13 protein-coding genes are annotated in these 25,971 nt (G+C 73.6%); 7 read left to right on the forward strand and 6 right to left on the reverse strand.

Annotated features, from left to right (window positions below):
• Window positions 1–28: 28 nt before the first annotated feature.
• Together Cs7R123_RS25935 and Cs7R123_RS25940 are read left to right on the forward strand one after the other, a co-directional pair.
• Window positions 29–1,702 carry an NAD-binding protein gene (locus Cs7R123_RS25935; protein ID WP_212830316.1) on the forward strand — a complete coding sequence of 558 codons (1,674 nt, stop codon included), beginning with the start codon at window positions 29–31 and terminating at the stop codon, window positions 1,700–1,702.
• A 165-nt stretch (window positions 1,703–1,867) separates the two neighbouring features.
• Window positions 1,868–3,427, forward strand: a complete 1,560-nt coding sequence (locus tag Cs7R123_RS25940) for a hypothetical protein (protein WP_212830317.1) — start codon at window positions 1,868–1,870, stop codon at window positions 3,425–3,427.
• A 167-nt stretch (window positions 3,428–3,594) separates the two neighbouring features.
• Here the strand turns inward: Cs7R123_RS25940 and Cs7R123_RS25945 are convergent, their stop codons facing one another.
• Complete coding sequence (locus tag Cs7R123_RS25945; RefSeq protein WP_212830318.1) at window positions 3,595–4,386, reverse strand: maleylpyruvate isomerase family mycothiol-dependent enzyme; 792 nt, start codon at window positions 4,384–4,386, stop codon at window positions 3,595–3,597.
• Between the two features lie 163 nt (window positions 4,387–4,549).
• On the opposite strand from Cs7R123_RS25945, the gene Cs7R123_RS25950 reads away from it, so the two are divergent.
• Both Cs7R123_RS25950 and Cs7R123_RS25955 read left to right on the forward strand, forming a co-directional pair.
• A complete protein-coding gene (locus tag Cs7R123_RS25950) occupies window positions 4,550–6,529 on the forward strand; it encodes a hypothetical protein (RefSeq protein ID WP_212830319.1) in 1,980 nt (659 codons plus the stop codon).
• Window positions 6,530–6,615: 86 nt separating this feature from the next.
• Window positions 6,616–7,326, forward strand: coding sequence for a VOC family protein (locus Cs7R123_RS25955; protein WP_212830320.1), 711 nt, complete (start codon window positions 6,616–6,618; stop codon window positions 7,324–7,326).
• On the opposite strand, the gene Cs7R123_RS25960 is transcribed toward Cs7R123_RS25955, so the two are convergent.
• Window positions 7,323–7,688: a DUF6401 family natural product biosynthesis protein gene (locus Cs7R123_RS25960; RefSeq protein WP_212830321.1), complete on the reverse strand. Its 366-nt coding sequence runs from the start codon at window positions 7,686–7,688 to the stop codon at window positions 7,323–7,325. The two genes, Cs7R123_RS25955 and Cs7R123_RS25960, sit on opposite strands and share 4 nt — an antisense overlap.
• A gap of 278 nt (window positions 7,689–7,966) precedes the next feature.
• Complete coding sequence (locus Cs7R123_RS25965) at window positions 7,967–8,821, reverse strand: hypothetical protein (RefSeq protein WP_212830322.1); 855 nt, start codon at window positions 8,819–8,821, stop codon at window positions 7,967–7,969.
• 184 nt (window positions 8,822–9,005) lie between these two features.
• Between Cs7R123_RS25965 and Cs7R123_RS25970 the strand changes: the two genes are divergently transcribed.
• From Cs7R123_RS25970 to Cs7R123_RS25980, 3 genes are all read left to right on the forward strand, one after another.
• A complete protein-coding gene (locus tag Cs7R123_RS25970) occupies window positions 9,006–12,539 on the forward strand; it encodes an ABC transporter ATP-binding protein/permease (RefSeq protein WP_212830323.1) in 3,534 nt (1,177 codons plus the stop codon).
• 174 nt (window positions 12,540–12,713) lie between these two features.
• Window positions 12,714–13,829, forward strand: a complete 1,116-nt coding sequence (locus Cs7R123_RS25975) for a hypothetical protein (protein ID WP_244872149.1) — start codon at window positions 12,714–12,716, stop codon at window positions 13,827–13,829.
• Window positions 13,829–15,361 (forward strand): alkaline phosphatase, encoded by a 1,533-nt coding sequence (locus tag Cs7R123_RS25980; protein ID WP_212830324.1) that lies wholly within the window; start codon window positions 13,829–13,831, stop codon window positions 15,359–15,361. The genes Cs7R123_RS25975 and Cs7R123_RS25980 overlap by 1 nt, the downstream gene beginning before the upstream one ends.
• A 2-nt stretch (window positions 15,362–15,363) precedes the next feature.
• Here the strand turns inward: Cs7R123_RS25980 and Cs7R123_RS25985 are convergent, their stop codons facing one another.
• From Cs7R123_RS25985 to Cs7R123_RS25995, 3 genes are all read right to left on the reverse strand, one after another.
• Window positions 15,364–15,723 carry a hypothetical protein gene (locus Cs7R123_RS25985; RefSeq protein ID WP_212830325.1) on the reverse strand — a complete coding sequence of 120 codons (360 nt, stop codon included), beginning with the start codon at window positions 15,721–15,723 and terminating at the stop codon, window positions 15,364–15,366.
• Window positions 15,724–15,871: 148 nt separating this feature from the next.
• Window positions 15,872–19,147: a hypothetical protein gene (locus Cs7R123_RS25990; RefSeq protein ID WP_212830326.1), complete on the reverse strand. Its 3,276-nt coding sequence runs from the start codon at window positions 19,145–19,147 to the stop codon at window positions 15,872–15,874.
• 10 nt (window positions 19,148–19,157) lie between these two features.
• On the reverse strand, window positions 19,158–25,961 hold the full coding sequence (locus Cs7R123_RS25995; protein WP_212830327.1) for a neuraminidase-like domain-containing protein: 6,804 nt from the start codon (window positions 25,959–25,961) through the stop codon (window positions 19,158–19,160).
• Window positions 25,962–25,971: the final 10 nt, after the last annotated feature.

The raw sequence follows: 25,971 nt of genomic DNA on the forward strand, positions 1-25,971 counted from the left end.
GTTCAACGAACGTCGATACCATCCGCGGATGCCGTCCGCCCCGTCGCACCACTTCGTCCTCAACGGATCCGACGATCTGACGTACCGCCTGGCCCAGCAGCTGTCCGACCGGTACCGCACCGAGGTCGTCGTGCTGATGACCCCGGCGCAGCAGGCCCCGGGCCGCGACTTCAGCGACCTGCCCCGGGTGCGCCTGATCGTCACCGACGTCGTCGACGAACGCGCCCTCCAGCAGGCAGGGCTCGCCGCCGCGTCCGGGCTGGCCCTGACCGTGCAGGACGACGTCGGCAACCTCTCCCTGGCCCTGCTGGCGCGGGAGCTGGCCCCGTCGGTGCGGCTGGTGGTGCGGATGTACCACACCTCGCTCGGCCACGGCATCGAAGCGCTGCTCGGCAACACCCGGGTGCTGTCCGACGCCGAGATCGCCGCACCGGAACTGGTCGCCACCGCGCTCGGCGAGGTCGCGGCCACGCCGGTGCAGGTCGGGCGGCGCACCCTGGTCGTCGCGCCACGCGACGCCGTCCCGCCGCAGGACGTCGTCTGCGGGCTGGCCGATCTCGCCCCCGCCGACGGCCCGGACGTGCTGCCCGCCGACGACCGCACCGCCGACCTGGTGCTGGCCGAGCAGCGCGGCCCCGCCTCGCTGTGGGAGACCACGCTGGGCCTGAGCAAGGTGGCCCCGAAGCGGCCGTCGCGACTGGGCCAGCTCGCCGCCTTCCTGGGCGCGCTCGTCTCACGCAAGACCCGGATCGCGGTCACGCTGGTGCTCGGGCTCATCCTGGCCGCCGGGTTCGCGCTCGGGCGCAGCCTCGGCCAGCCCGCCTGGGACGGCTTCTACGCCGCCGCGACCGCCGTGCTCGGCGGCCCCCAGCCCACCCCCGAGTACCGCCACTCCCAGCAGGCCCTGCAACTGCTGCTCGGGCTGGCCGGGCTGGCGTTCATCCCGCTGGTGACCGCGCTGGTGGTCGAGGGCACCGTACGCGCCCGGCTGGCCGTGGCGCAGCTGCGGCTCAGCCAGCCGCGCGCCGGGCACGTGGTCGTGGTCGGGCTCGGCGGCGTCGGCACCCGGGTGCTGCGGCTGCTGCACGACCGGAACATCGCCATGCTCGCCATCGCCCAGAACGAGGACGACCGCGGCGTCGCCCTGGCCCGGGAACTGAACATCCCGCTGATCATCGGCGACCCGGCGCGGGAGACCACCATGCGCCAGGCCGGGGTCGAGCGGTGCAAGGCGCTGCTGGCGGTCGACCGCTCCGACGTGGCCAACCTCCAGACGGCGCTCTACGGCCGCAAGCTCCAGCCCAACCTGCGCGTCGTGCTGCGCGTGTTCAACCCCGACCTGGCCGAGCGGGTGCGCACCACGTTCGACCTGCCGCTGTCGCGCAGCGTCTCCAACCTGGCCGTGCCGGCCTTCGCCGAGGCGCTGATGGACCGCGAGGTCATCGGCACCATCTCGGTGGACCGGCGGGTGCTGCTCATCGCCGACGTGTACGTGTCACCCGGTTCGCCGCTGGCCGCCGAGACCACCGCGGGGATCGACCAGCCCGGCCGGGTGCGGGTCATCGCGGTGACCGAGTTCGGCGAGCCCCGGCCGCTGTGGAAGCCCAGCCCGCTGCGGCGCGTCCGGGAGCGCGACAAGCTGACCGTGGTCGCCTCCCGCGACGGGCTGACCGAGCTGACGGCACGGGCCGCGCGGGGCTGAACCCGCCGTACCGGCCCGGCGCTGGTGCACCGGCCTGCCCTGCCGGCGCCGGGTCCCGCGTGGTCTCGGCGCCGATACCGGCTGGCGCCCCACTCGCGCCGCCCGCAGAATGGTCCGCCTACCGCGCCGACGGGCGGCGCGGGCGCAGGCGGCACGGGGGTCGGCATGGAACTGGGCGAGCGGCTGAGACGCCGGCTGGGACAGGACTGGGGCTTCAGCCCGCTGCTGCCCGGCGAGCCCGCACCCGGCAACCACGCCGCCGACCCTGGGCCGACGCCGGGCCCGGACGAGGTCGCCGACACGCTGCTGGACCTGCCCCGTACCGGCCAGCCTCGGGACGCCGCCCTCGCCGACCTGGACACCTGGACCGCCGCGAGCTGGGTACGCCTCGACGAGGCGCTGCGCCGCGCCACCTACGCCAGCCGCAGATTCGGGGTGGGCCAGCGGCTGCGCCAGGTCCTGCTCGACGGCACCGCCGACGAGATCGACCTCATCGTGGGCGCCTGCCACAGCGACGGCCGACTGCGCGAAGCGGCGACGATCCTGCTGGCCGGGCACCGCCGCCCGGCCACCGCGGCCGTCCTCGCCCTGCGCACCTGCGACTGGGCGCACCAGGTGCGTACGGCGGCCCGGCGGTCCTTCGCCGACGTGCTCGCCGACTCCCGCGACGACGGATCCGTGCTGGTGACGGCCACCGACCACGCGATCGCCCTGCGCGACCGCCAGCACGGCGGCTGGCTGTGGCAGCACGTCACGGCGCTGCTGCCGCAGCTGTTCGACACCGAGCCCGGGCTGGCGCCGCTGCTGGCCGCCCGCCTCGACCGGGTGCGGCGCCTGGCGTACGAGACCGCCATCGCCCACGACCGGCTCGACCTGCGCTGGCTGCTCGCCGCGGCCCAGCGCGACCCCGACACCGTGGTGCGCCGCATCTGCGCCCAGGCGGTGCTGGCGCAGGCCGCGACGAACCTGCCGATCCTGCGCGCCCTGCGGGACAGCCGCAGCGCCCTGGTCCGCGCCGAGGCGGTCCGGCTGCTGGCCAGGGCGGGCGAGTTCGACGCCGACACCGCGCTGGCCGACCGGTTCCCGCTGGTCCGCGAGGTGGCGCAGGCCGCCGTACGCCGCCGCGGCGGCGACCCCGCCGAGCACTACCGCCGCCTGGCCGCCGCGCAGCCGCTGTCCCTGCCCGTCCTGGCCGGGCTCGGCGAGACCGGCACGGCGGCCGACGCGGCCCTGCTCGTGCCCGGCCTCCGGCACCCGGCCGTGAAGGGCCGCCTGACGGCGCTGCGCGCGCTGCGCCGCCTCGGCGCCGTGCCGGTCGAGCCGCTGCTGCCCCTGCTCGACGATCCGTCGGTGGCCGTACTGCGCCTGACCGCGCGGACCCTGGCGGAGCAACCGGCCGCCGATCTCGGACCGCTGCGGGACCTGACCGGCTCCGGCCACCCCGCGCAGCGCAGGGTCATCGCCTTCCGGCTGCTCGACGGACACGACCAGTGGTGGGATTTGACCACCGCGCTGGCCTGGCTGGACGACCCCGACCAGGAGATCCGGGAACTGGCCCGGCAGAAGGTGCAGCAATGGCCGCATTACGGGCGGCTGCGGCAGCCGACCGAGACGGCCCTCGGTGCGATAGCCGAAGCGATCGACCGGGCCGAACCGATGATCGGCGTGCCCCGCGCGGACATGCTGCGGTTCATCGCCCGCACCGGCCCCCACACCCGGCGCTGATCCGCCCGGCCCGCCGACCGACCACCTCGATCATCCAAGTTGCCGGGCAATCGGCCGTATGTGGCGTCAAGATACGCCCGATTGCCCGGCAACTTGCGCGATCTTGGCCCCGGACCCCGGGCCGGCGCTTGCGCGATCGTGGCCCCGGACCCCGGGGCCGGCGGAGGTCAGAAGCCCTTGAAGACGCGGCGCAGCAGGTCCAGGTCGGCGGCGCCGTCGGTGCTCGCCTCGGCCGGGGTGTACTGCGGAGCCAGGCGTCCCACGACCAGGCGCAGCCACGCCTCGGCCGGCAGGCGCAGCACGCCGTCCGGCTCGCCGGGCACGTCGCCGAGCTTCACCGGCTCGGCCAGGTTCAGCCCGAGGACCCGGTCGGGACCGGTGAGCTCCACGCGCAGCCCGGCCTCGCGGCCCTCCAGCACGGCGGGGTTGGTCAGCCAGGCGAACATCCCGCCGGTCAGGCCCAGCAGCAGCGGCACCGCGTCCGGGTGCAGCTCGGCCGCCGGGTCGGCGGCGACCCGCACGTCCCAGGAGTGGAACGCGAACTCGCTCAACCGGAGGCTGGCGGCGGTGGCGACGTCGACCGGCGCGGGCAGGAAGCCCATGTCGACGCGCAGCTCCTTGCGGGTGGCGGGGTCGAGATCCTCGTACCGGCGCAGCAGCGTCTCGTTGATCTCCAGGAACCCGGCGGCGCGCTCGGCGCGGGTGCTGCCGTCCCACCGCGCCCACACGGTCTTGTTGAACTCCAGCCCCTTGTTGGGCTCGCCCGCCAGCGCCGCCTCCAGGGTGGCGAGGTGGATCTCGGCGCCGCTGCCGAGGTGGCTGAGCACCTGCGACACGTCCCACTCGGCGGCACCGGACGGTCCGGCCAGGTCCTCCTCGCTCAGCCCGCGCACGATGGGCGCGAGGTGGTCGTATCCGGCGCGCAGCGCGGCGATGGCCGCGTCGGCGTTGCTGGTCATCAGGGTTCTCCTCGATAGGGTCAGGCCTACGGTCGCAGTCAACCCGTCCGGCGCACCGGACATTCCACGCGGCGGGCCCGATTTTCCGGCCGATCCAGCGACCGGGTGCAGCCCCGGAAAACACGGTGCTGCGCCCCGGCAGCCCCGGCTATCGTCGGCGCCCGTGTGGGACGAGTTGAACGCGATCGCCTGGGCCGAACTGGAACACAATTACGGATCAGCCGCCGACGTGCCGCGGCTGATGCGCGAGTGCACGGATCCCGATCGCGAGCGGGCTGGCAAGGCGCAGTTCGACCTGTTCAACCACCTCCATCACCAGGGCGGATGGATCTGCTCGGCGGCGGTTGCGGCGCTGCCATTCCTGTTGCGGCTGCTCGAAATGCCGGGTATGCACGACCGCGCGTTCGCCGTGGACCTGATCCGTCAGCTGGGCCAGACCGCGGTCGAAGCCGAACCGCGGCATGTCGACCCGGGCTGGCCTGCCGCCTTCGCGGCGGTGCAGCCCGAGCTGCTGGACCTGCTCGACGACGCCGACCCGGAGGTACGGCGCCAGGCGACGCTGCTGGTGAGCTGCGGCGGTCTGCCCCTGGTCCCCGCCGCACGGGCCCTGGCGCGGCGCTGGCGGCACGAGACCGACCGGGTCACCCGGTGGGACCTGCTCCAGGCGTTCGGCGTGCTGTGCGCAGGGCACCCCGGCCACCCGGACACCGCCGCCCTGCACGCGGTGCTGGTGCGGCACGTCGACGACGACCCCGATCCGCAGACGCGGCTGGCCTGCGTGCACGCACTGGCCGACGCGGACCCGTCGTACGCCGTGGCGCGGCTGGTTTCGCTGATCGAGACGGTGCAACGCGCCGACGCAGCCGACTGGCTGGAGTCGGCCTGGCTGGGCGGCTCCCGGAAACGCCTCGTGAACCTCACTGCGGGGCTGCTGCGGGACGACCCGGCGGCCGCGACGGCGTACACCCTGGCCATGGGCGGGGCCACCGACACCGAGCACCGGGTCGTGAACCTGGGGCAGGCCGCCGACCTCGCCGCCAAGTGGCGGAGCGTGGGCCCGGCGCTGCTGCCGTTCTTCACCGATCAGCTCGACGACCCCGAGCCGGAGATCCGGTACCGGGCGGCGTACCTGCTCGGCTGCCTCGGCACGGAGGCCGCCGCGGCGGCGGACCGGCTCGCGGCGCTGACGGCGGACCCGGCGATGCGGGACTCCCGGGCCGGGTGCACCGTGGGCGACGCCGCCGTGTGGGCGCTGGCCCGGATGGGCGATCCGCGCTGCGTGCCGGGCCTGGCCGAGCGGCTGACCGGCGACCGGCTGGGCTTTCCCACCCATGCCGGGCACATCGGCACCGATTCCGGGTTCACGTTCTGGCTGCCGGGGATCCACGAGGTGCTGTCGACGCTCGGGGCGTACGCGGCCGAGCTGGCGGTGCCGACCGCGGCGCGGTTGCGGCTTCCCCCTGCCGACCGGTGGGTGCGCGGGAATCTGTGCGAAGTGATCGCGGGCTGGGGTCCGGCCGCCCACGCTGCCGTACCTGTGCTGCTTGACCTGCTGGAGCAGGAGGATGTCCGGGGTCGCGCCGCACAGGCGCTGGGCGGCATCGGTGCGGCGGCCGCCCCGGCGGCGGACGCGCTGCGCCGCCGCGCGCAAGGCTCTGGCGAGGACGCCGCTGTCGCTGCGTGGGCTTGGTGGCGTACCGGCGTCGATCCCGAACCGGCCCGCCAGGCCCTGCTGCGGCACGCCGGGACCGCGACGCCACGGCCGGAGCTGGTCAGGCTCATCGGCGACCTGGCCGAGCTCGGCGACGAAGCCGACCTGGCCCTGCGGCGGTTCGCGACAGCCGGGGACGAGCCGGTGCGCGCTGCGGCGGCGTACGCGCTGTGGCGCCGCCATGGCGAGTCCGACCTGGCGGCGCCGATCCTCAACCGCCTCGCGCGGAAGTACGACACCCGCGAGCGGCTGCCCGTCACGGCCGACGCCCTGGTCAAGCTCGCCGAGATCGGAGCAGCCGACGAACACGCTCTCGCGATCGCCCGGGAGATCCTGAGCAGCCCGCACCGGCTGGGCTACTTCGGCGACTGGCGCATCTTCGCCGAGGACGAGCAACTGCGGGCAGCGGCGGCGATCGTCGGCGCCGGCTGAGCCGACCGGGTTCCGGACCTACCCGCAGTGCCACGGCACGGCTGCGTCGCAGGCATGATGAGCAAAGGCCCAAGAGGGGGTACGCGATGATCGGCACCTTGCGTGCGGTGGTGCTCGACACGCCTGACGTGCGGCGGCTCGCCGGGTTCTACGGCGCGCTCGGCGGGTGGAGCGAGCTGTACACCGAGGACGACTGGATCGCGATGACGACCGGCGACGGGTGGCGCGTCGCGTTCCAGCTCAGCCCCGACCACGTCGCGCCGCGCTGGCCCGATCCGGCGTACCCGCAGCAGGCGCACCTCGACCTGCGCGTGCCCGACCTCGACGCCGGCGCGGCCAGGGCGGTCGAGCTGGGCGCGGAGCTGCTGCGCCGCAACGAGACCTGGTACACGCTGGCCGACCCGGCCGGGCACCCGTTCGACCTGTGCCTGTTCCCGGCGAGGCAGGAGACCACGCTGATGGGCGTGATGCTCGACTGCCCCGACGCCGGGCTGCTGAGCAGGTTCTACGCCGAACTGCTCGGCAAGCCCGTCACGTATGAGGGTGAGGGCGCGGCGATGATCGGCGAGGACGGGACGCAGCCGCTGCTGTTCCAGCAGGTCGACGCGTACCGCCCGCCGCGCTGGCCCGACCCGGCGCACCCGCAGCAGTTCCACCTCGACGTCACGGTCGGCGACGTCGACGCGGCCGAGGCGGCCGTGCTCAAGCTGGGCGCCGTCTCGCTGGGCGCGCGCGGCGAGAACTGGCGGGTCTACGCCGACCCGGCTGGCAAGCCGTTCTGCCTCTGCTGGGATTAGACGTCGGCGCCCTCGACGCGGGAGGCGGCGAGCTCGCACACGGCGACCAGGCGCCAGGTGATCTCATCGGCGTAGCGCCAGAGGACGTCCTCGCAGTCGGGCATCGTCCAGCCGAGCCCGCTGGCGGCGTCGACGAGCCCGTCCGCGTAGCTGGCGAGTTCGTCCAGGGTCGGCTGGCGGTCGTCGGGGGCGAGCAGGTCGCCCACGCGGGCGGTGAGCTGGTCGAGCAGGGCGCGCAGTCCGGCGTCGCGGGCGGCGGCGGCCCGGCCCGCGTCGCCGAGGCGGCGGGCGTAGCGGTCGAGCACGAAGCGTGCCAGCTCGGCGTCGGGCAGGTCGCGATCCATGCGGCGAGGCTGGTCCATGCGGGCGAGGCTATGGGCAGCCAGGCACCGGTGCCAACACCGTAGAGCGTTACAGAATGGTCAACCATCCGATCATCCGGTGGCAACTTAGCCGACCGGTTGTCTTGTCCAGACGCGACGGTGGGCCCCACCTGGGCCGGGATGATGACGGGGAAAAAATAAGAGCTCGTCGGGCAACCACGGGGGAAGTTGTCCGACGAGCGTGCTTTCACTATACGCCCCCGATGGCGTTGGGACGCAAGGGGTCCCGTTGCGCAACCTGGCGGTTGACGCGGACCTCAGTTGACCGGCGGCGGGAGCCCCGCCGGGTCGCGCGGGGCGAAGTCGCAGTACGGGTAGATCTCGGTGCGGGCCTCGTCGGTGCCGGCGGGCATGCTGTCGTACAGGCTGAGCGTTTCGCCGCCCGCGCCCGGCTCGCACGCGGTGTGCCCGAGCGCGCCCGCGGCGTTGAGGCTGCCGCCGGCCAGCCGCCCGTCGCGGTCCCGGTACAGGGCCGCCACCAGGCGCGGGGCGAGCGGGCGGCAATAGTCGACCGTCGCGGTGTACTGCGCCACACCGTCGTGGGGCGAGCCGCCGTAGTGCCTGATCCCGCGGAAGGCCGCCGACACGACCGGCAGGCCCTGCGGGCTGTCGGCGACGGGCCACCACTGCGACGGGCCGAGCTCGATCCGGACCGACACCGGCGTGAGCTTGGTGAACCTCGGGCCGTCGCCGAGGTAGGCCCAGGCGCCGACGCCGATCCGCTGGCCCGGCAGGATGATCGGGATCTCCTGCACCAGCAGCTCGCCCGAGCGGGGGTGCACCGCGGAGCCGCCGCGGGCGTCCAGGGCGCGGATGGTGACCCGGGTGCGGTAGGCGACCTGGGCGCTGCTGTTGTCCAGCACCGCGCCGATGCTGACCCGGTTGCCGCCGACGGTGGCGAACCCGCTCTCCAGCACGGTGACCCGACCGCCGTCGGGTGCGGTGGGCGCCTGCGGCCGGGGTGCGGGCGTCCGCTCCGGGCAGGGGCTGGAGCTTGCGGCCGGCTCGGCGGGTCCGGCCAGGGGCAGCGACGGGCCGTAGCGGGCCCAGGCGCACAGGACGCAGGTCAGGACGACGGCGGCGGCGCTGCCCCAGATCAGCAGCCGTGTCACTCGCCAGCTGTACCGCCCGTGCCCCGATTCCACGCCGCTCCCCCGGTGGTCGACCAGGCCCACACGGTAGCCGCCGCCGTCCAGCGGGCCGGGCGGCCGTACCAGCGGCGTTAATTGATTTGAAACCTACGCGGGGGCCACCGCATGCTGGGGCCAGCACAGACTCGGCTGGGGGCCCTTTTACATGCGACTTCTTCGTGACCTCTGGGCCACCTCGCCCCGGCGCACCCTCCTGGTGGCGCTGCTGATCGCGGCCGGCGCCGCGTGCGCGGCCGTCGCGTCGGCGCTGGCCGGGCCGGTGCTGGTGCACCGTTCCCCGCTGGCGTTCGGCGCCCTGGCCGTCTCCCTGACCGTGGTGGTGCTCGGCGACCTGGTGATCGGCCTGCTGATGGCCCGGCTCACCGCCGACTGGGCCGCCGACGTGCGCCGCCGCCTGTGCCGCGTCGCCTTCGGGCAGAGCCTGCCGACGCTGGAGGTCACCCCCGTCGGCGAGCTGCTCGACCGGATCGACGGCGATGTGTACCAGGTCGCCTCCCAGCTGCGCAGCAGCGGCGTACGCATCGTGCAGGCCGCCTCGGTCGGGCTGCTGTCCATGGTCACCGCGCTGTTCGTGTGGTGGCCCGCCGGGGTCGCGATGCTGGTGCTGACCGCCGTCCTCGGCTACGGGCTGCGCGAACCGGCCCGGCGCATCGCCCCCGCCCGCATGGACGAGGAGGAGGCGTGGTCGGACCTGGCCGCCGTGATGGAGGAGTCCGTCCACGGGCAGGACGACGTGCGCACCAGCCTGGGCCGCCCCTACGTGCTGCGCCTGTACGCCAGGCGCGCCGCCGAGGTGCTCACGCGCGGCCGCCGGGTGTGGCGGCTGTCGGCGCGGGTCACCACCATCGCCTCCGGCACCACCCGGCTCGGCATCGCCGCCGTGGTGCTCGCCGGGGTCTGGGCGCTGACCACCGGGCGGATCGACACCGCCCAGCTGACCGGCGTCTGGCTGCTCGCGCTGGCGTTCGGCGGCACCGTCGAGCAGGTCAGCCGCATGCTGCCGGAACTGCAATACGCGCTGGGCGCCTGGGCGCGGGTGCAGCTGCTGCGCGACGTGCCCCAGGAACCGGCGGGCGGTGCCCCGCCCAGCGCCGGTGAGATCACCGTACGCGGGCTCACCTTCCGCTACGCCGCCGACGCGCACCGGCCCGCGCTGCGCGACGTCGACCTGACCTTCGCGCCGGGCCGGTCGTACGCGCTGGTGGGCCGGACCGGATCGGGCAAGTCCACGCTGGCCAAGGTGCTCACCCGCGCCGTGGACGTGCCGCGCGGCACCGTCGCCCTCGGCGGCGTCGACCTGCTCGACCTGGACCTGGAGGCGCTGCGCCGCTGGATCGCGGTCGTGCCGCAGCGCACCGAGATCCTGGCCGGGACCCTGGCCGAGAACATCGCCCTGTTCGACCCGGCGCTGACCGGCGCCGCCGAGCACGCCGTCGCGGAGCTGGGCCTGACCGCCTGGGTCGCGACGCTGCCCGACGGCCTGAAGACCCGCCTCGGCGAGGGCGGCCACGTGCTGTCGGCCGGGCAGGAGCAGCTCGTCGCGTTCGCCCGGGTGCTGGTCCGCGACCCGCGCGTGCTGATCCTCGACGAGGCCACGGCCCGGCTGGACCCGGTCACCGAGGGCCAGGTGCAGCGCGCCGCCGAGCGGGTGATGCGCGGGCGCATCGGCATCGTCATCGCGCACCGGCTGTCGTCGGTGCGCGCCTGCGACGAGGTCGTGGTGCTGGCCGACGGCGAGGTCGTCGAGTCCGGCCCGCTGCGCGAGTCGCGCCGCTTCGCCCAGCTGCTGGCCAGCAGCCGCGTCGGGCTAGCCGAGCCCGCCGCCGTGTCCGCGCAGGCCGGCGGCGGGGTCGTCCTGACCGCCGAGTACGGCCTGGACGGGTCGCGCGCCGCGACGGCGGTGCTGGACGACGCGACGGTGCCCGACTCCCCTGCCGCCCTGGCCGACGAGGCCGTCCTCGCGCCGCCGACGAAGGCCGATCCGCCGCCGCTGCCGCCCGCCCCGCGCGTGCGCACGCTGCGCGAGATCTACCGGCTGATGGTCAACGATCCGCGCTTCGGCCTCGGGTCGGTGGCGCTGTTCCTGGTCATGGTGCTGCTCGGCCTCGACGGCGCGGTGCTGCCGTGGCTGTGGGCCGACCTGGTCGACGGCACCGGCAGCCCGTGGTTGCCCGCGCTGGGCATCGGCACGGCACTGGTGCTCACCGTCCCCTCGACGTACTTCACCGCGAACTGGTTCCCCGAGTGGTGGGTGCGCCAGATGCTGCGGATCAACCTGCGGCTGGTGCACGGGCAGACCGGGCCGCGCCGGGTCAGCGGGCACACCCCGGCCGAGGTCGTGGCCCAGGGCGGCGACAACGAGCGCGTGGTGATCCTGGCCGACAACCTCATCGACCAGTTCATCTGCGTCATCGCGATCACCGCGATGACGCTGGTGTCGGGCTCGGTGGTGCCCGGCCTGTTCTTCGCGGGCACCATGCTGGTCTCGGGGCTGGCGGCGGCGCTGTTCGGGCCGCTGCTCAAGCGCTCGGCGGCGCGCACCGTCGCGGCGCGGGCCGCGTTCGCGACGTTCCTGGTGTCGTCGCTGTCGTCGGCGCGTACGGTCAAGCTCGCCGGGGCGACCCGGCCGGTGCTGTCGCGCCTGGCCGACCTCGACGCGGTGCGCAACGACATGCAGCGCCGCGAGATCGCCGCGCAGGTGTGGTCGCGGTCCACCCCGGCCGTCCTGAGCGGCCTGCTGCCGATCGGGGCCTGGGCGCTGTTCATGGCCGGGCAGCTCCCGGCGGCCACCACCCTGATCGTGGTGTCGACGCTCGGCGCGGCCCGCTGGTTCGCGTGGACCACCGCTTCGCTGCTGTCGCAGCTGCCCTCGGCCCGGGTATGGACCGGGCGGACCGTCGCGATGGCCGGGACCGGCGCGTACTCGGCCTCGGTGCCCGGCGTGGACATCTCGGCGGGCACCGCCCCCGGTCCCGAGGCCGCCCCGCGCAACCCGCTGCGGCGCCTGGACCTGGCCGGCTTCACCGCCGTACACGAGGACGGCACCGTCGGGGTCGGCGACGTCGACCTGACCGTGCGCCGCGGCGAGCTGGTGCTGGTCGTCGGCCCGGTCGGGTCGGGCAAGTCGTCGCTGCTGCGGGCGCTGGCCGGGATCGTGCACCACCGGGGCTCGCTGTCGTGGAACAGCGACCGGGTCACCGAACCGGAGCTGTTCCTGCGCCCCAACCAGGTCGGCTACGTGGCGCAGCTGCCCCGGGTGCTGTCCGGCACGGTCAGCGAGAACATCCAGCTTGGCCACGACGTCGACGCGGCCGCCGCGGTGGCCACCGCGCAGCTCGAACACGACCTGGCGGCGGCGGGCAGCGGCCTGGAGCTGCTGATCGGGCACAAGGGCACCCGGCTGTCCGGCGGCCAGTTGCAGCGGCTCGCGCTGGCCCGCGCGCTGGCGCCCGGCACCGAGCTGCTGCTGGCCGACGACGTGTCGTCGGCGCTGGACGTGACGACCGAGCTGGCCCTGTGGGACGCGCTGCGCGGGTCGGGCGTGACGGTGGTCGGTTCGACGTCCAAACGCGCCGCACTGGCGCAGGCCGACCGGGTGCTGGTGCTGATCGGCGGGCACCCGGCGGCGCAGGGCACCTGGTCCGAACTGGAGGACCGCTGGGGCCACCTGGCGGGCTGACATCGGCGAGTTTCGAAAAGGACATCGATGGACGTCAGCATCTTCGGCCGATAGCCTGCACCGAGCAGCGTTCCACGCCGACTGATCCGCCATGCTTCACCACGGCGTCATGCCGCTGTCCCCACCCGGACAGCGAGTGCCTCCACGCTGCTGTCGATCCTGCCAGGAGGCGTGATGCAGACAGCGAATCTCATCGTCAACGCCGGTGCCGACGCCACGGGCGGCGGCACCGGAACACCCGGCCCGGTCACCGGGTGGACCACCGTGGAGGGTGCCGCGGCGGTCGTCGCGTACGGCACCAGCGGGTATCCGACCTCGACCAGCCCCGGTCCGGCCGACCGCGGCGCGAACTTCCTCACCGGCGGCAACTCCGCCCGCACCCGGCTCAGCCAGACGATCACGCTGCCGCTGACGGCGCAGATCGACGCGGGCACCGTGCAGTTCGACACCGGCGGCTGGCTGGGCGGCTACGCCGCGCAGGACGACGGCGTACGCCTGTCGGTGGAGTTCCTGTCCGCCGCCGGGCAGCCCCTCGCGCTGGCCGTGCTCGGGCCGGTCACCGCGACCGAGCGCGGCAGCGCCACGGGCCTGCTCCAGCGCCGCCAGACCGGCACCGTGCCGCCGGGCAGCCGCACCGCCCGCATGCTGCTGCTGTTCACCCGCGACGGCGGCACCGCCAACGACGGCTACGCCGACAGCCTCTGGCTGACCCTGGCCACCGTGGCACAGCCCGGCCCGAACCTGCTCGCCAACCCGGGCGGCGACGCCGGTCCCGGCGGCACCGGCTCGACCACCGCCACCATCCCGGGCTGGACCCACCTCGAAGGCGGCACGGCGGTCATCGCGTACAGCACCGGCGGCGGCTATCCGACCAGCGGCACCCCGGGTCCGGGCGACCGGGGCGCGAACTTCTTCGGCGGCGGCAGCGCCGCCCGCAGCCGCATCGGCCAGACCGTGACCCTGACCGACACCGCCTCGATCGACGCGGGCACCGCCCGCTACGACGCCGGCGCCTGGCTCGGCGGGTACGCCGACCAGGCCGACACCGCGCAGCTGTCCGTCGCGTTCCGCAACGCCGCCGGGACCACGCTGTCGACCGTCGTGCTCGGCCCGGTCACCGCCGCCCAGCGCGGCAACGCCACCGCGCTGCTCCAGCGCACCGCCACCGGCACCGTGCCGGCGGGCAGCCGCACCGCGCAGGTCGAGCTGCTGTTCGTCCGCTCCGGCGGCACCTCCAACGACGGCTACGCCGACTCCCTGACCCTTACCGTCACCCCCGGAGGTGCCTGATGCCCGCCCTCGACCGCCGCACCCTGCTGCGGGCCGCCCTCGGCGCGGGCGCGCTCGGCACCGCCTGGCCCCTGTTCCGCGAGCTCGGACCGACCGCCGCGTACGCCGCCGCGGCCGCGCTCGGGGCGAGCTGGGACGCCGCCCCGTTCACCGTCGGCGTCGCGTCCGGCGACCCGCTGCCGACCAGCGTCGTGCTGTGGACCCGGCTGGCACCCGACCCGCTGGCCGACGTGCAGCCGCTGCCCGACATCGTGCAGGTGGACTGGCAGGTGGCCACGGACTCGGCGATGACGGCGGTAGTCGCGTCCGGTTCGGTCCCGGCGTCGGCGACGCTCGGCCACAGCGTGCACGTGGTCGTCGACGGGCTCACCCCGGGACGGCGCTACTGGTACCGGTTCCGGGCGCTGGGGCAGTACAGCCGGACCGGGCGGACCAAGACCGCCCCGACCGGCTCGGTCGCCTCCGTGCGGTTCGCATCGCTGAACTGCCAGAACTACCAGTCTGGCGAGTACCCGGGCATGCGCGACCTGGCCGCCGACGCCAATCTCGACTTCGTGGTGCACCTCGGCGACTACGTGTACGAGGGCTCCGAACTCGGCACCGCCTACACCCTGGCCGACTACCGCAAGCTGCACGCCCTCTACAAGGGCGACCCGCTGCTGCGCGACCTGCACGCCGCGCACCCGTTCTACCTGACCTGGGACGACCACGAGGTCGTCAACGACTACTCGGGTTCGCGCGGGGCGGCCACCTTCGTCGCCCGCCGCGCCGCCGCCTACCAGGGCTGGTACGAGCACCTGCCGCTGCGCATCGAGGGCGCCGACTCGGCCCTGCCCGACCCGCAGCTCTACCGCTACCGCCAGTGGGGCGACCTGCTGGAGCTTGTCATCCTGGACCTGCGGCAGTACCGGTCGGAGCAGAACGTCACCGGGGGCACCATCCTCGGCGCGGCGCAGAAGCAGTGGCTCAAGAGCCGGGTCAGCGGCCGCAGCGGCGGCTGGCACTGCTGGGTCAACTCGATCTTCCTGAGCCAGCAGAAGAACCCCGACGGCGGATACATGTTCACCGACCAGTGGGACGGCTTCCTCGCCGAGCGCAAAGAGGTGCTGACCTACGCCCAGCAGGCCGGTATCGCCGACTTCGTCACCATCACCGGCGACTGGCACAGCGCCTTCATCCAGGACGTGCGGCCCGACTTCGACAACCTGTCCGCGCCCGTGATCGGCACCGAGTTCGTGGCGCACTCGACCACGTCCAGCGGCTACTCGTCGAGCTGGAACACGGCCAACGGGCCGCGCCTGGGCCAGGTCAACCCGCACCTGCAGTACTTCGAGGGCAACCGCTACGGCTACGACCTGTACGAGGTCACCCCGCAGCGGTGGACCACCCGCCTGCGCGTGGTCGCCGACCGCGCCGACGCCAGCGCCGCCGTCAGCACCCTGACCAGCTGGTACGTCGACCGCGGCCGGGCCGGAGCCTACGAGGACCCCGCCACGAAGGGCTCCGCCGCCCAGTACCGCCGCAACCCGTAGCCCTACCGGACCGATGCCTTGATCTCTATGCCCTTCGCCTCGGCCTCGGCGAAGCCCCTGCTTCCGTCGGCGGGCGCGGTGAAGCCGCACGTGATCGCGGCCTGCTGCTTGCGGTCTTCGGCCGAGCCGGAAACGGTGATGCCGTAGCCCGCGGCGGTCGTGAAGCAGTCGGCCGCCTTCTTGTACGGAGCACAGGCCGCCTTGGCCAGGTCGTATACCGGCTGGAGGCGGTCGGTGTGCGGCCCGAGGCCGTCGAGCGTCGCGGCGCACCGCGACAGCTCGGCGGCCAGGGCTGGCGTCGATGAAGCCGTCGGCGACCACGAGGCTGCTCTCGGCCGCAGGCTCGGCGTCGACCGTGACACTCACGCCGCCGAAGCAGCCACCGTTCAGCGACGGATTCCTAGCCCTCACCATGGCCGGAGGGTAGCAAGGCCAGGCAGGAGCCGTTTGTCGCTTGTGGATGACGCACGTGGCCGGGTGCGGGCCGCAGCCCGCACCCGGCCACGCCGGTCAGGCGAAGGAGTAGCGGAGCAGGACGTAGACGTCGGCGGTGGGGTCGCGGCGGACCACGTCGTCGTCGGCGGGCAGGGTGATGGTGGCGGTGGCGGCCGTGGTGCCCAGACCGGCGGTGAGCGTCGCGGCCAGACCGGCGGGGCCTTGGGCGGCCAGCAGGTCGGTGCCGTCGACGGCGTACAGCTCGACCTTGTCGATCTGCACGGTCTCGTCCTTGGCGAAGTACGGCAGGTGCACGCCGGTCAGGTCGGCGGTGAAGTCGGCCTCGCCGGTGGTGAAGGCGTGCCACTGCGCCGGGAAGTCCTGCCGCAGGCTCAGCAGCCGCACCAGGCCCGACGTCGACGCCTCGGTGACCAGCTCCTCGACCCGGTCGACGGCCTTGCCGCGCAGCTGCCCCCCGCCCTCGCGGGCGGTGTAGCGCACCGTCAGCACCACGTCGGAGATGGTGCCGTAGTCGAACTGCCGGTACGAGCCGGGCAGCTCCAGGCGCCAGGTGCCGACCGCGCCGCAGCCCTCGAACGGCAGGAACCGCTCGTCGCGCAGGTTGGTCTCGAACAGGCCGCTGTCAGAGCTCGCGCCGCTGGTCACCACCGACTGCACGGTGCCCTCGAAGTCGAGGAACCGGCCGTCCTCGCCCGACTGGCGGGTGTACTCGCCGTCGGTGAGCAGCGCCGAGGTGCGCACCGAGCTGCGCAGCAGCGACGCGGTGCAGTGCACGCTGGTGTACGGCCCGGTCACCGCCGGGATCGTCACGCCGACGCTCTTGATCCGGCGCAGGTAGTGGCCCGGGGTGTCCAGGTCGTACAGCCACTCGGGGATGGAGAACTCGCAGGTGCCGGTGGCGCGCAGGCGCAGCAGCGCGATCGGGTCGAGCTGTGCCAGCGAGACGTGCCTGGTCAGCTCGTACTCGCGCTTGTTGTGCTCGTGGAACGCCAGCTCCATCCGCTTGACGTCGAGATACAGCGCCTCGCCGGCGAGCAGGCCCTTGCGGCCGCCGTCCCAGTAGTCGAACCGCACGAACGACTGCCCGTCGAGTTCGGGGCGCATCAGCTCGCGCTTCATCGTCTGCTCGGCCTTGCGGGCCAGGTCGGAGGCCATCCGGTACGCGTCGAAGTAGCGGCGCGACAGCTCGCCCTGCATCCAGTGGTACAGATCGGTGCCGGTGAACTTGTCGGCCAGGAACGCGTCGACGGCCTTGGCGTTGTCGATCTGCGCCTTGTGGGTCTCGTACTCGTGGCGGGTGATCTGCTCGCGTAGCAGCGCGCCGACGATCTGGCGGCCGTTCTGCATCAGCTCGTGCGCGGCGGCGTTGCTCTGCTGGATCCAGTCGCCCACGCGCCGCTCGTACCCGGCGATGCGGGCGACCCGGGTGCCCTGGTAGGTCTCGGCGTCGCCCTCGGCGCGGTCCTTGCCCGCGAGGATGCGGCCGACCGCGGACAGGGCCGGGCCGCCGAACTCCAGGTGCCCGCCCATGCCCCAGAAGGCGAAGTCGACGCCGAGGTTGGGCAGCATGCCGAGGACGCCGAACAGCTCGTCCTTGTCGGTGGCCGACTTCTGCTTGGCCCGCGCCGCGGGCTGGTGCACGTTGAGCTCGGTGTGCTCGTTGGCGATCAGCCGCAGCCGCCCCGCCCCGGTCGCGCCGGTGTCGGACTTCGGGTCGGCGTTGCCGAACAGCGGCGGCGGGTTGTCGTCCTCCAGCGCCACGTCCCTGCCGTAGGTCTCGACCAGGTTGCCGTACACCTCGTCGAAGTTCTCCTCGGTCAGCTCGGCGCGGGTCAGCGTCACGGTGCGCAGCTGCTCCAGCGCCTGGGCGTCGCCGCCGAGCAGCAGCTGGAAGTGCCGGTACCGGTCGAAGACCGCCGCGCGGGTGCGCAGCAGCCCGGCGGCGGGCTCCTCGGCGTCCTTCCACTGGAGGAACTTGACGTCGCGCAGCCGCTCCTGCACCGCGATGTCCTGGGTCTGGCGCAGCCGGGCCAGCGCCTCGGCGTCCTTCTTCTCCAGCGCCGACAGCAGCGTGCCGCCCAGCGACCGCACCTCGCCCGCCAGCTCCAGCGACTTCTGGAGCAGCAGCGATGCGCGCACCGGCGACAGCGGCTGGTGCAGCCCGGCGACCAGCGAGCCGATGTCGATGCCCGCGGCGGCGGCCTTGACCAGCATGCCCGGGTCCAGCGGCGGGTCGAACAGGGCGAGCTGGCGGACCACCCCGGCGATGTTCATGCAGTTTCGGATCTTGAACAGCCGGTCGGCGACGGTGTCCCAGTACGTCATCAGCTTGTCGTTGTGCGGCACGCAGAAGTACGGCGTGGTGCCCAGCCCGAACAGCGGCCCGGACGACTCGCCGCCGCCGGTGCCCGACGGCAGCACCAGGTTGAACGGGAAGGTGCCCTCCAGGGTCACCTGCGCGTTGCTGAACGGGTCCAGCTTGGCGGCCTTGAGCTGCCGGTAGTTGCGCGGCCGGACCACCCCGCGCGGCGGCACCCGCTGCGGCCGGGGGCCGAGGATGTTGGCGGCCAGCACGTAGAGCTGCGTCGCCTCGTTGATCGTCTCGATGGTGTCCTGCTGGAACAGGCTGTCGCCCCAGGCGATCAGGTTGTCCAGGTAGCGCATGACGACCCAGTACTCGTAGGCCATCGGGCGGGTGCGGGCCACCGCGTGCGGCTGGAACGGGTTCTTGCGCACGGCCTCGTACCCGGCGAGGATCAGCTCCTTCTCGGCCTTCTCCGCGGCCGTGCACTGGTCGGCGGGCTTGCCGAGCAGCTTCAGCAGCTCCTCGATCTGCTTGCCGCCCACGCCCTGCCGGAACCGCAGGAACCGCCAGTAGCGCTCCGGCTCGGGCTTGGACACGTCGTCGGTGGTCGGGTCGAACACGAAGTGGAACCAGCGCTGCGCCTCCGGGTAGCGGCCGACCGAGGACAGGTGCGAGGCGATCAGCGTCGGTACGTGGAAGAACAGCTCCCAGTTGTAGTTGGCGTAGGACCCGCTCTCGGCCACGTCGAGGTTCTTGTCGTGGTATGACACCCGCACCGTGTTGTCGGCCACGACCGGCGAGTACATGGCGAAGAACGCCTCGTGCATCGCCTCGTGCGCCTTCACGTCCAGCATCCCGGCGGTGGAGCCCTGGTTCAGCAGCTCCACCAGCTTGTCGACGTACGGGTGGAAGTGGTTGTCGAAGTCGTAGGAGATCCGCATCTCCTGCGTCAGCACCGCCTCGATCGCCTTGACGTGCTTGGTCGCCTGCTGGTCGTGGAAGCCGACATCGGTGTACTTGGCCATCGCCCGCTCCTCAGCGCAGTCCGGGCGCCTGCACGGCGCCGATCGAGTTGGCGGCGCCGACGGCGCGGCCGTTGAACATGACGGTCGACTTGTCCAGCAGGCCGGTGCGGATGGTGTGCTCCTGGAGCACGTCGGTCTTCAACTTCAGCGGCCCCTCCAGCGGCTCGGGCGGCCGGGGCAGGGTGAACTCGGGGATCACCTCGTAGCGCAGGTCGGGCTTGAGCTTCAGGTGCGGGATCTCGTAGACCCGGTCGGGCCGCTCGAACCGGCCGTGCGGGGGCTTCTGCTCGATCGGCACCCACGACTCGTCCGGCGTCACGTAGAAGACGTGGCGGCGGTCCTGCACGAAGAACGGCGCCTGGAACGGCTCGGCCAGGCCGTGCTGCATCGGCTGCACCACCCCGGCCAGCGGCGAGCGGTCCAGCACGGTGTGCTCGTCGGTGCCGCCGCCCTTGTAGAACTGCGTCGGGTCCCAGTAGCTCGCCTTGAGCTTGCCGGACACGACCTGGATGTCGCGCTGGCGCAGCACGAACTCCATCAGGTAGTCCGTGGTCGTCAGCGGCTCGGGGTCCTCGTCGCTGCGGACCGGCATGCTGCGCGGCTGGTAGAGCTTGAAGTAGCCGCCCCAGTTGCCCGCGTAGTGCACCCGCACCAGCAGCGAGCCGCCCTTCTCCCACGAGCTGAGGATCAGCTTGGCCCGGTCGAACGTGCCGACCGTGTGGGTGCCCAGCGACAGCGGCTCCTCCGGGTTGGAGGTGCGCGGCGCCTGCCACTTGCCGCCCCAGTACTCGCTCCAGTAGAGCTGCGCGCCGACCGGGGTCGTGGCCGGAGCCGAGGCCAGCGTGCTGATCGGCAGGTTGGCCAGGGTGGTGGTGCCCTCGGCGGAGGCCAGCTTCGGCTGTGCCGCCTGCTGCTGGGCGACCGCGGTCCAGAACAGCAGCAGGCGTCCCCGCCAGATCACCGGCAGCACCGGGGCGTCCTCGATGTCGAGGTTGATGCGCTCCCACGCCGACCAGGCGAGGTTGGCCTGGCGGCGGTAGAAGTACTTGCGCCGGGTCCCGGCGGTACGGCCGATGACGTGCACGACGTCGTCGGCGCGGGTGCCGGACTCGGCCTCCTCGACGTACATGCCGACGATCTCCAGGCGGGCGACCTCGCCGAGCTTCTCCAGGTAGTGGTGCAGCGACTCGGCGGCGGTCTCCTCGGTCAGGTCCGACTGGAGCAGTTCGCTCTCCAGCTCCTTGAAGAACGGCGACTTGTCGTCGCGCAGCACCGGGTCGAGCCAGTTCTCCGGCCACAGGTAGACCTTGCGGTTGGCCTCCCAGACCCGGTAGCGCTTCATCCAGTCCCAGCGCTTGGCCTTGACCGAGGAGACGGCGACCCGGTCCTCCAGGTTCAGCAGGCAGCGCTGCACGAACAGCTGCACCGCCGACAGCGCCAGCCGGATGCGCGAGGTCTGCATGCACGGTTCCATCTCGACGTCGAGCAGGAAGAACTCGAACAGCCGGTCCGGGGTGTCGATGTGCGCGGTCAGCGGCGACCTGCGCATCCGGTCCAGGATCAGCGCCACGAGCGCGTCGCGCTGCTGGTCGCGCAGGTCGTCGTTGACGGGGCGCAGCACCTCGTACCAGGCGGCGTCGTCGTACTGGGCGCGCAGCGCGCCCTGCAGGTCGCGTACGTTCTGGCCGGTGGGCTCGTTGGTGATCGCCGCCAGCAGCGGCTGGGGCGGCAGCCGCAGCGCCGCGGCGGTCGCGAACACCTCCTGCACCCGCGCGAACGCGGCCACGTCCGACAGCGACGCGGTGGTCAGGCCCAGGTGCGTGAGCACCGCCGACAGCGCCGTCTCGTCCCAGCGGGTGACCCGGCCGCGCAGCAGCGTGCCGTCCGCCGCGGTCACGCCCGGGTCGGCGAGCACGGCGGCCAGCGAGTCGTCGCGCACCTTGAGCGCGGTGCGCAGCCGCCCGAACACCAGCACCCGCCGCACGGCGGTGAACAGGGCCTGGGCGGCGGTCAGCCCGGCCGGCCCCGGCTGGGCGGCCACCGGGATGTCGGGCAGCCAGCTCACACCGCCGGCCAGGGCGAAGTGGCGCAGCTCGGCGGGGCTGAGCGTCAGCTGCTCGGCCAGGCCGAACACCTTCAGCAGGCGCAGGTAGGTGCGGGAGAACCGGTCGAGCTGCGCCGCCGGGAACAGGTTCGCGCCGGGGATGACGTCGCGGGCCAGGCCGGGGCTCTCCCAGCGGACGGTGGCCCGTGCCGTCGGGTCGGCCGAGGCGACGGTGACCGCGACCTCGGTGAGCAGGCCCGCGGTCAGCTCGACCGGCTGGGTGTTGCGCCACACCCCGGCGGTCTGGGTGACCGCGACCGGTGCCCCGCCGACGGTCAGCGTGACCGTGGCCGCGGTCTGCACCAGCAGGTGGTAGAAGCCGGACGCGGGCGGGTCGAGGTGCCAGCGGTGGGTGCCCGGCGGCAGCGCGGCGGCCGTGCCGGGCTGCTCGATGCCGAGCAGGTCGTCGACGGCCGGGCCGGTGCCGGTGGCGCCGTGCAGCAGCACCTGGTCCTCGATCAGCGCACGGGCGGCCACCGGAGTGGTCTCGGCCAGCGTGGCGACCGTCTGCCGGACCAGGCGCAGCTTCAGCTCGCGGCGCAGCGTCGGCAGGAACGACGCGGTCAGGGCCGCGAACCGGTCGGGCAGCGGGTCGGCGGCGTCGGCGAACGTGTCGTACAGCGGCCGCAGGTCCGGGTAGCGGGCGAAGAACGCCGCATAGCCGGCCCGGGTGGCGTCGCGCAGGGCGGTGACGGCCGGGTCGAACCCGGCGGGCATGCCGGGCGCGGCCTGGAGCGCGGTATGGGCCGCGTCGGTCATCAGGCCGCGGTAGGTCAGCGTCTTGGCGAAGTCGTCGTAGGACAGCGCGGGCGCCAGGGCCGCCGTGGCGGCGGGCAGGTCGCCGCCGTTGTCGTAGCTCACCGACACGGCCGCCGCGCCGGTGAGCAGCCCGAAGAACGTGTCGGCGGTCGGGGCGCCGTACACCAGGGCGAACCTGGACTTGGCGACCTCGCCCACCGGGTCCTCGCCGACGGCGTTGTCCCGCTCGATCTGGCCCAGGTCGGCCCGCAGCTGCCGGGCGAAGGCCAGCACGTCGGCGGGAGTCGGCGACGACTTGCCCGTCGGGTCCTCGTGGCGCAGGAAGTACGCCAGGCGGGGCAGCTTCACGCCCGCCTCGGCGACCTGCCGGGCCAGGGCGACGAAGCGGGGCAGCGGCGGGTCGACGGCGGTCAGCGGCCCGAACGGGTCGATGCCGGACAGGTCGCGCAGGGTGACCAGCTCGGCGATGCTGAGCTTGAGCTTGCGGGCCAGGTAGGCGTACCGGTAGACGGCCGACACCGTGTCCAGGGTCAGCGGGGTCGCGGCGGCGTAGCCGAGCGCGGCGGTGATCGCGGCGTACTCCCCCGGGGTGACCCCGACGGCGGCGGTGACGCCGACGGCGTGGTCGGCCAGCTTCGCGGTCGCGTCGGTGAGCACCGCGCCGGTCGGGCCGGGCTTGAACGCCGGGTCGAGGTTGAGGATGCCGGGACTGAGGAACAGCTGCCGGTACAGCGAGTCGGCGCCGCGGGTGCCGATCGGCGCGACGCAGGCCAGCAGCTTGGTCAGCTCCTTCTTCGGCACGGCGGGCAGCTCGGCCGACAGCGCCACCACGTGGGCGAGCCGTTCGAGCAGTGTCACCCAGCCCTGGTCCAGCTTGGCCAGCGCGGCGGCGGCGGTGTCGGCGGGCAGCGGCAGCTGCGCGGCCGGGTACAGCGCCGCGTACGCCTTGTCGGTCTGCCCGATGGTCCAGCCCAGTGCCCGCTGCAACCGTACGAACCGGTGCAGGCGGTGCAGGTCCAGCTCGGTCATCCGGTTGGCGGTCATGTCGGCGGGCGCGTGACGCACCTCCAGCTCGTCGAACGCGCACGAGTCGGTGCCGCCGTCCGGGTCGACCAGCACCAGCAGCGACATGATCTCGCCGTGGTGGGCCTGCACCCAGCCGGGCACGTCACCGCCGTAGCTCGCGGTGTCCAGGCCCTCGGGCAGCAGCGCCGTGAACGCCGCCGGGGTGAGCGTGCCGCCGTGCAGGGCCTCGATCGCCCCGAATCCGACGTGCAGCGCCTCCACGTACGGCAGCAGCCGGGCGGCCGGGTTGACCGCGTCGGTGCGCAGCAGGTCGATGAGCTCCTGGTAGGTCAGGCCGAGGCGGCGCGACAGCGCCTTGGCGTTGCTGAGCTCGGCGATCAGCGCGGCGCCGGTGGCGGTCGAGCCGTACAGGTCGGACAGGCTCAGCGATCCGTCGGTGAGCACCTGGTACGCCTTGCGGGTCAGCCCCAGCCGCTCGATCAGGATGTCGCGCCACCCGTAGGCGCCCGCGGGGCTGCCGCCGGGCGGGGTCAGCGCCTCGGAGCGGCGCAGCGACGCCATGGCCTGGTGCAGCGGCGTCCCGAACGCGGTCAGGTGCCGCCGCAGCGCGGCCAGGGGCCGGTGGAACGGCATCGTCACCGGGAACACCGCGTCCTTGAGCGGGGCGTAGGCCGCCTCGTTCAGGTGCTGCGGGGCTGCCAGCAGCTGCGGGGTGGTGGTGTCGGCGTCGATGTTGAACCCGGCGAACCCGGTCAGCGAACCGGCGACCGCGTAGTGCTCCAGCACCTCGTTCACCAGATCGATGTACGGCAGCGCCGTGTTGGTGTTCTCGCAGGTCAGGTCGATCTCGGCCAGGTCCGGGCGGCGCGAGAGCAGCACGTCGAGCGGGTTCTCCTTGGTGTAGCTCTTCGGCAGCTCCGTCCCGGCCGCGTTGTAGCGGCGCAGGTCGAGGAACTGCAGCAGGTCCACCAGGTATGCCGCCGGGCTGAGCACCGAGCGGCAGTGGTCGCAGGAGCAGAAGTCCATCTCCCCGAACAGCTGCTCCAGCGTCGGGTGCACGATCAGGTCCCCGGCGTTCGGGTCGGGCGCGGCGGCGGCCACGGCCGCGAACGTGGTGACGGCGGTGTCCGGCTCGGACGAGGTCGGCAGGACGGTCAGCGCGGGACTGCTCTGCCAGGACAGGTACTGCGTGGTCACGTTCAGGACCGCGTGGCGGACCTGCTGCGCCTTGGCGTAGACGAGCTTCGCCGCGTCGGGGCCGCCGACGCCCTCGGCGAACGCGTCGACGAACTCGTCCTCGTCGTACTGGGTGACCGTGTAGGCGGCGTCGATGTCGTGGCGCAGCAGGTGCGCCATGGCCGTGTCGGACGGGCTGATCTGGTAGACGCGCTGGAGCGTGCGCAGCCCGTGCAGCACCGGCTCCTCGACCCGGGTGCCGGTGCGGGCCAGCCAGCCGTCGACCGGGTGCACGCCGATCTCGAAGGCGCCCGCGTTGGCGGCCAGGAACTCCTGCACGCCCCCGCGCGCCTCGGCCGCGACCGGGATCTCCTCGCGCCGGACCAGGTCGGCCACGACGGCGGTGGGGTGGCTCAGCCGCACCTGGTCGGCGAGCAGGTCCAGGTAGTTGGCGCGCTTGGCGGCGGCACCGTCGCCCGGGATGCCCTCGGGCACGACCAGCTCTTTCCCGGCGACCTTCGCCCAGCCCTCGCGCCGGTAGAGGCCCGCGCGGACCAGGTCGGCGGTGGACGACGGGTCGACCGTCTCGCGGACCCGCGCGACCAGGGCGGCGTTGTTGACGGTCAGGTCGGCGAGCTGGCTGTCCACCCGCAGCCGGGCGGCGGTGTCCTCGCCGAACAGCTCGGCGGTCTGCTTCCAGAACGCCTTCGGCGACGACTGGTGCTCCTGGAGCAACCGGGCGTAGCGCAGCTGCGCCTCACCCTCCAGCCCGGACACGCGCAGCAGCTCGGCCAGCGTGGACGGGCCGGGATACGAGGTGTCGTCGAGCAGTTCGCGGGCGCCCAGGTCGCGGATCCGGCCGACCGCGTCGGGGATCATCCGGGCCAGTTCCGGTTCGATCACGCCGGTCTTGGCGGCCTGCTCCCATACGCCGGTCAGCTGCCGCTCCGAGAGGCGGCCGACCGCCGATCCGGTGGTGGGCACCCCGGCGCGGAACAGCGCGTAGTACAGCGGGGCGGGCACCTCGGTGCTGCGGCTGAGCCGCTGCGCCGTCGAGGCCATCGCGACCAGGCGCGCGTCCCACCCGGTCTTGTTCGCCAGGTAGGTCAGGTCGGTGCGCTCGTCGTCCTCGCGCAGCTCGGACAGGTCCAGCCCGTCCAGGTGCGTCCGCAGGACGCCGGTGAGGCGGGCGTGCTCGTCGGCCCGGCCGAGGGCCGCGGCCGCGACGGTGACGTCGACGCGCAACTCCGCGGCGATGTTGTAGCGGACCTCGGAGGCGCCCAGCACCGTCTCGCCCTTGGCGGGCAGCACTCGGACCAGCACGTCCGGGGCGTCACCGGAGCGCAGCGGCAGCTCGAACCCGGCGGTGTAGTCGCCGCGGCGGTCGGTGGCCGCCTCGGCCAGGACGGTGTCGCGGCCCACGGCGACGCCGTACACGACGACCCGTACGCCCGGCAGCCCGCGCTGCTCGTCGGTGGTGACCGTGCCGTACACCCGGAACGACCCGGACTCCTCGCCGCGGCCGGCCGGCTGCGCGGGCACCTTGGGCGGGATCTGCGCGCCCTCCCGCACGGGCGGGACCCGCACCTCACCCACCGGCGGCACCGTCGTGGTGCGGACCAGTCCCGGCTGGAGGGGCAGCATCAGGGTCGGCTCCTCCCCGAGCACGACGGTCGGTTCGTGCTCGGGGATCCGGTGGGCGCGCGCCCGCACGGCGTCGTCGGGGCCGCTGCCCGGCTGGTGGTCCATCGAAGCTCCC

Origin of the sequence: Catellatospora sp. TT07R-123 (assembly GCF_018327705.1) — a bacterium.
Classification (GTDB): Bacteria; Actinomycetota; Actinomycetes; order Mycobacteriales; family Micromonosporaceae; genus Catellatospora.

What these genes read in the sequence shown, in the direction of transcription:
- Cs7R123_RS25935 (WP_212830316.1), top strand. Translation starts at nt 29, where the DNA reads ATGCCGTCCGCCCCGTCGCACCACTTCGTCCTCAACGGATCCGACGAT.
- Cs7R123_RS25940 (WP_212830317.1), top strand. Translation starts at nt 1,868, where the DNA reads ATGGAACTGGGCGAGCGGCTGAGACGCCGGCTGGGACAGGACTGGGGC.
- Cs7R123_RS25945 (WP_212830318.1), bottom strand. Translation starts at nt 4,386, where the DNA reads ATGACCAGCAACGCCGACGCGGCCATCGCCGCGCTGCGCGCCGGATAC.
- Cs7R123_RS25955 (WP_212830320.1), top strand. Translation starts at nt 6,616, where the DNA reads ATGATCGGCACCTTGCGTGCGGTGGTGCTCGACACGCCTGACGTGCGG.
- Cs7R123_RS25960 (WP_212830321.1), bottom strand. Translation starts at nt 7,688, where the DNA reads ATGGACCAGCCTCGCCGCATGGATCGCGACCTGCCCGACGCCGAGCTG.
- Cs7R123_RS25970 (WP_212830323.1), top strand. Translation starts at nt 9,006, where the DNA reads ATGCGACTTCTTCGTGACCTCTGGGCCACCTCGCCCCGGCGCACCCTC.
- Cs7R123_RS25975 (WP_244872149.1), top strand. Translation starts at nt 12,714, where the DNA reads ATGCAGACAGCGAATCTCATCGTCAACGCCGGTGCCGACGCCACGGGC.
- Cs7R123_RS25980 (WP_212830324.1), top strand. Translation starts at nt 13,829, where the DNA reads ATGCCCGCCCTCGACCGCCGCACCCTGCTGCGGGCCGCCCTCGGCGCG.
- Cs7R123_RS25990 (WP_212830326.1), bottom strand. Translation starts at nt 19,147, where the DNA reads ATGGCCAAGTACACCGATGTCGGCTTCCACGACCAGCAGGCGACCAAG.
- Cs7R123_RS25995 (WP_212830327.1), bottom strand. Translation starts at nt 25,961, where the DNA reads ATGGACCACCAGCCGGGCAGCGGCCCCGACGACGCCGTGCGGGCGCGC.